5 protein-coding genes are annotated in these 5333 nt (G+C 47.2%); all 5 read right to left on the minus strand.

Features of this window, described 5'->3' with window-relative positions:
- Window positions 1-167 precede the first annotated feature (167 nt).
- Entirely contained in the window at window positions 168-1085 is a 918-nt protein-coding gene (locus tag ABDK92_10945) for a sugar ABC transporter substrate-binding protein (protein ID MEN3187117.1), read from the minus strand.
- A 23-nt stretch (window positions 1086-1108) separates the two neighbouring features.
- On the minus strand, window positions 1109-2047 hold the full coding sequence (locus ABDK92_10950; protein ID MEN3187118.1) for an ABC transporter permease: 939 nt from the start codon (window positions 2045-2047) through the stop codon (window positions 1109-1111).
- A 25-nt stretch (window positions 2048-2072) separates the two neighbouring features.
- The gene (locus tag ABDK92_10955; protein MEN3187119.1) at window positions 2073-3572 is read right to left on the minus strand and encodes a sugar ABC transporter ATP-binding protein; all 1500 of its coding nucleotides are present in this window, start codon (window positions 3570-3572) and stop codon (window positions 2073-2075) included.
- 1 nt (window position 3573) lies between these two features.
- Entirely contained in the window at window positions 3574-4689 is a 1116-nt protein-coding gene (locus tag ABDK92_10960; GenBank protein MEN3187120.1) for a uroporphyrinogen decarboxylase family protein, read from the minus strand.
- 20 nt (window positions 4690-4709) lie between these two features.
- Window positions 4710-5333, minus strand: a 624-nt coding sequence (locus ABDK92_10965; GenBank protein MEN3187121.1) for a uroporphyrinogen decarboxylase family protein, incomplete at its 5' end; no start/stop codon positions are given.

Here is a 5333-nt window from a genome sequence, read left to right on the forward strand (position 1 = left end):
GCTTTTCAGCGATACCAATCATGAAGTCAGTACACCGGAGTGCAAAGTCTTTGACCTCTGCAGGATGGAGCACCAAGTCCATGAGTAAACCTTCCGAACCCCGGATGCGCCACATGGTTTCGTAAGGTTTTCCCTGATCTGCTTCGGCAGATCAGGGAAAATAACTCTTATTGGAGAAACTCATCGACGTTATTAGCGTCGATGAGGATTCCCATGATGGGAATGTATTTGGGTGCTTCTTTTCCCCGAATAACATCGACGAGCAAAGCCACACCGTCCTGACCCATTTTCACGTTGTCCTGTTTGATAGTAGCTGCCATCTCTCCGTTTTTGATTGCCTTTAACGCTGCAGGGTCTCCGTCAAATCCCACAATGAGGATCTTGCCGAGAAGCCCTTTCTCGGTAACGGCGGCTTTGGCTGCAAGAGCACCTGGGTCCCAGGCTCCAAAGATGGCAGTAATATCTGGATGGGCATTGAGCTCGTTCTGGGTGATTTCGTAGGCTTTTTCGGGAGACCAGTCGGCAGCACGGAAAATCACCTCAACGCCCGCTTCTTCCAGAACTTCAGTTACACCGTTTTTCCGAGCATCACCGGTCTGATGACCCAAAATACCCCCTACGATGAGAACTTTACCAGGTTTACGCATATTTTCGAGGATATACTGACCAGCAATACGAGCAGAAGCTAAGTTGTCAGTTTGAACTAAAGAAGCAATCCAGGGATGATCGATACCGGTATCTACAGCAACCACCGGGATACCCATGGTCTGGGCTTTATCCAGGGAATCACCTAAGGCCCTGTTATCGGCAGCACCAATAATGATACCGCTGACCTTCTGTTGCAGAGCGTTGTCAAAAGCATCTTTTTGGGCTTGAGCATCGAGCTGAGGTGGGGTAAGATCGAGAAGGTTCACTTCGAGCTCTTTTGCTTTTTCCCGAGCTGCTTCCCGCAAGGTGATCCAGAAGGGAAGGTTTGTCGAAGCACCGATATAAGCGATGGTCAAAGTCTCTGCTGCCAAAACACTTGTTCCTAAGAACACCGATACGATGAACACACACAAGATGGTTACCCGCACGAACTTCATACTTCTCACCTCCAATAGGGTTTTTATTGTAATGCCCTGCGGCGTTGCAAGGCATCAAACCATACCGCCAGGATGATGATAATGCCGATTGCTACCCTTTGCCAGGAAGAACCAATACCCAGGTGGCTGAGTCCTGCAGAAAGGCAGGTCATGATGAGTACTCCCACAATGGTTCGCAAGGCTCCGCCCACCCCTCCAGAGAGGCTGGTCCCCCCAATAACTGCTGCAGCGATGGCATTCAGTTCCATTCCCTGCCCAAAGGTGGAGTTCGCAAAGTTAAGTCTTGCAGTAAGAACGACGGATGCCAATCCAGCCATAAAACCTCCAAGAGCATAGTAGAGGAGGCGCAAATGGTTTACTCGAATACCGGCGAGGCGTGCCACTTCGGGATTTCCACCTATGGCGTAAGCGTAGAACCCCAATTTGGTTCGGGAGAGGAATATGGTTACAAAAGAATACACCATGGTCATGATAAGGACAGGGACCACGTATCCAGAACCAAGAATTCTAAAGCTCCGGGGAAAAGAGGACATGTCTTTTCCTGCTGCAGAAAGTTCGGCAAAACCCCGGAGCACCATCATCATTCCTAAGGTAACGATGAAGGGAGGGATGCCAGTACCGATGACAATGAGACCGTTAACTAGACCCCATCCGGTGGCAATAAGGAGACCGAGAAAAACACAGAGCCACACCGGATATTCCCATATCAGGAAGGTTCCAACAAGAACCGAAGTGAGGGTAAGAAGTGATCCCACGGAAAGGTCCAAGCCTCCTGAGATGAGAACAATGGTGGAACCGCTGGCCATAATTCCAAGAACTGTAGCCTGGGCAAAAATAGTTTGGAAATTCCCAATCTGGCGATAGGTTGGGGAAAGGACCAAAAAAAGTACGTTAATGATGATAAGCCCAAAGATAGCCTGAATGGCTCTTTGAAACTGTTGGGCTCTGGTAAGTTTAAGCATTCTTATCTCTCGCTCCTTTCAATATTCATAAGATGCATTTGACTTCGCCAATGGCAGCCTTAAGAATTGCATCTTCAGTGACTTCCCCCCGTAGGAACTCCTGACAAATTTCTCCCCGGCGCATTACCAGGATTCGATGACTTAATTCCAAAGCTTCACTGTAGTCCGAGGTGAAGAGAAGAACAGCGGTACCCATTGCTGCTAGCTCGGCAACAATCCGGTATATTTCTCTTCTTCCCAGAACGTCAATTCCTCGAGTGGGTTCGTCAAGGAGAAGGACCTTGGGGTTCATACCCAGCCATTTAGCAAGAACAAGCTTCTGTTGGTTTCCTCCGGAGAGTTGTCCCGCGAGAGTATACCGGTGTGGTGTCTTGATGCGCAATTCTTTGATGAACCGTTCAGTTTCCTGATTCATGCTTTGGAAGCGAATAAAACCGAGACGGCTCAGACGGTTTACATTAGGAAGCCCATAGTTATCACGTACTGCCTGATCCAGGATGAGTCCTTTCGTTTTTCGGTCTTCAGGAAGAAAAGCAACGTTCCAACGGATAGCCTGGTCTGGACTCTGGATTTCCCTTTGTTCTCCATCTATGTAAATGGTACCTCCAGTTTTGGGATGAATTCCAAAGATGGTTTCAGCCAGTTCTGTCTTTCCGGCCCCCATAAGACCAGTAACACTCACAATCTCACCCTTTTTGACTGTGATGGTGATGTTTCTGAGAATCTCTCCTCGAGAGACGTTCTCAAGACGCAGGGCTTCCTTTTCTTGAGGTGGAGAGAGCGCTACATGCCTTTTTTCTAAAGTCCTTCCCACCATTTTTTCGATCATGGTTTCAAAGGAAATCGATTTAATCTCGAAAGTTCCTACACTTTTTCCATCTCGAAGGATGGTCACTCGATCCCCAATTTCATAAACCTCAGCATATCGGTGGGAAATGTAAACGAAGCCGACTCCCTTCTGTTTTAGGTTACGTATGATGGTAAAAAGCTTCTCTCGAGCGTAACTTTCTAGAACATCGGTTGGTTCATCGAGTATAATTGCTTTTGCTTGAGTAGCCAGAGCCCGTGCAATCTCCACCATCTTTTGCTCTGTAACGCTCAGGTATCGTACTATCTTTCGGGGATTGAGGTCAATCTGCATTTTCTGCAGAAGCTCCTCGGTCATCCTATATAGAAGAGAAAGATTGAGAAATCCACCTTGAACCGGCTCAATACCTAAGAAAATATTGCGGGCGACATCAAGGTCAAAAACGAGGCTCGGTTCTTGGTAAATGAAACGTAAGCCTCGGTTAAGGGCTATGTGTGGGGAAGTAATGTGAACTAATTCACCCTCGATGAAAATTTCTCCTTCATCTGCAGGGTAAGCGCCGCTCAGAACCTTAATGAGTGTGCTCTTCCCAGCTCCATTCTCTCCTAAAAGGACATGAACTTCGCCTTTTCTCAAATCAAAGTTGACATGGTCTAGGGCAATCACTCCAGGGAACTTTTTTACAATCCCTCGCATTTCTACGAGCACGGTGTTCATATCAATATACGCACTCTCTTGCTGCTTCAACATATATTTTAAGATTTTCAGGAGGCGTATCGAAGAAATGGTCGGCGCAAGAAAGAATGTATCCTCCATCATATCCTACTTTTGCAAAGAGGGTAAAAACCGCGGTACGGATTTCCTCTTTAGTGCCCGAGGTTAGAACATTGAACTGGTCCATGCCCCCGATGAGCGCCAGACGGTTACCAATTTTTTGTTTAAACTCCCATGGTTCTTGGTTACCACCGATACTCACTGGTGCTAAGGTTTCGGAAGCATCAGTTTCATTGGCAACGATGAGGTCTTCAATACCTTTGGTACCACCACAAGTATGGTAGGTAATTCGAAAACCCAGGTCGTGAAGAGCCTGGTGGAGTTTGCGGTCATATGGGAGGCAGAACTCTTCGTGCAACTTCGGAGAGATGAGAGTAGATGATGCCGACCCCCCTCCAGTTTCAATGAGATCAAATTTTGCTCCTTTCATGCTTTCTACAAACTGGAGTTTTTTCGCTAAAAGAATGGAAAGCAGCTCGTGAACCCAGTCTGGTTTGTCGAAGGTGCGAATGATGAGTTCGTTGATATCCATGAGGCACGCAGCGTGTTGCCAGCATCCTGCCTGGTCTCCCCATACAAAACCACGTAGTATTCCTCGATCGCCGATCCGGTCGTAGAGTTCGTTTACCGGCTTTGGGTTGAGTTCCGGAACCGGCATGTATTTACGAATGAGTTCAATATCTTCATCTTTTTTAATGAGGTACTCAGTAATCCAGGTGGTTTTTCGGTTTCCTGCTGTTTTATAGGTTAGTGTACCTTCTGGGGTGTAAATGGTGTGGTGATAGATACGATTTTCTGGATCGTTGTTCACCACCTCAACTTCATCTCTCCAGGTAGGAGTGGAGAATTTGGTGAAATCAGCATCGGGAAGCCAGAATTGGCCCATATCTTGGAAATACTGGATAGCAGCATCCATGCCAAAGTATTCAAACGCTTCTAAGTCGGTCATACCACCAAGATACGTGTCAAGATGATACTTTTGCCATTGATGAACGGTTACCGGAAGACGATCCGGTTTTCCTTTCTCCAGAGCAATGAGCATTCTTTCCTTAGAAGTCATAGTACACCTCCTTTTTTCGCTTAAAACTGTAATGGATATCGACCTTTCTCCTGGAGGAGACGAATCATTCGGTCGTAATACAGGGGATTCACGTTACTGGCTACCGAATGGTCCGAAGAAGGCATATAGCCTCCCCCAATACCAGCCTTGAGTTTGTATAGAACTTCTTTTTCAATTTCCTCCCAGGTTCCATACCCAAGGAGCCGGGTATCGATCCCCCCCCAGAAGGCGATCCGCCCACCGTAGTGCTTTTTGAGTTCTACCGGATCCATGCCGGCTTTGGCTTCTAAGGGATTGTAGACATCAATACCAGCTTCGATTAAATCCTGAAAGATTTCTACACTTCGACCACACCCATGATAGAGAACGAGTACACCCTTTTCATGGAGGAAATCACAAATTTTTTTGAGGCAGGGAAAGAAGATTTCTCGCCACAACTTTGGGGAGAAAAACATCCCTTTATCGTAGGCTACATCACCCCAGACCACCATACCCACAGGGTGAGTTAACTCGATTTGCTTTTCAGCGATACCAATCATGAAGTCAGTACACCGGAGTGCAAAGTCTTTGACCTCTGCAGGATGGAGCACCAAGTCCATGAGTAAACCTTCCGAACCCCGGATGCGCCACATGGTTTCGTAAGG

Source organism: Atribacterota bacterium (assembly GCA_039638595.1).
GTDB classification, from domain to species: Bacteria; Atribacterota; Atribacteria; order Atribacterales; family Caldatribacteriaceae; genus Profundicultor; species Profundicultor thermophilus.

Bases quoted from the DNA above. Each gene is read 5' to 3' on its own strand.
- ABDK92_10945 (MEN3187117.1), bottom strand. From the start codon at position 1,085: ATGAAGTTCGTGCGGGTAACCATCTTGTGTGTGTTCATCGTATCGGTG.
- ABDK92_10950 (MEN3187118.1), bottom strand. From the start codon at position 2,047: ATGCTTAAACTTACCAGAGCCCAACAGTTTCAAAGAGCCATTCAGGCT.
- ABDK92_10955 (MEN3187119.1), bottom strand. From the start codon at position 3,572: ATGAACACCGTGCTCGTAGAAATGCGAGGGATTGTAAAAAAGTTCCCT.
- ABDK92_10960 (MEN3187120.1), bottom strand. From the start codon at position 4,689: ATGACTTCTAAGGAAAGAATGCTCATTGCTCTGGAGAAAGGAAAACCG.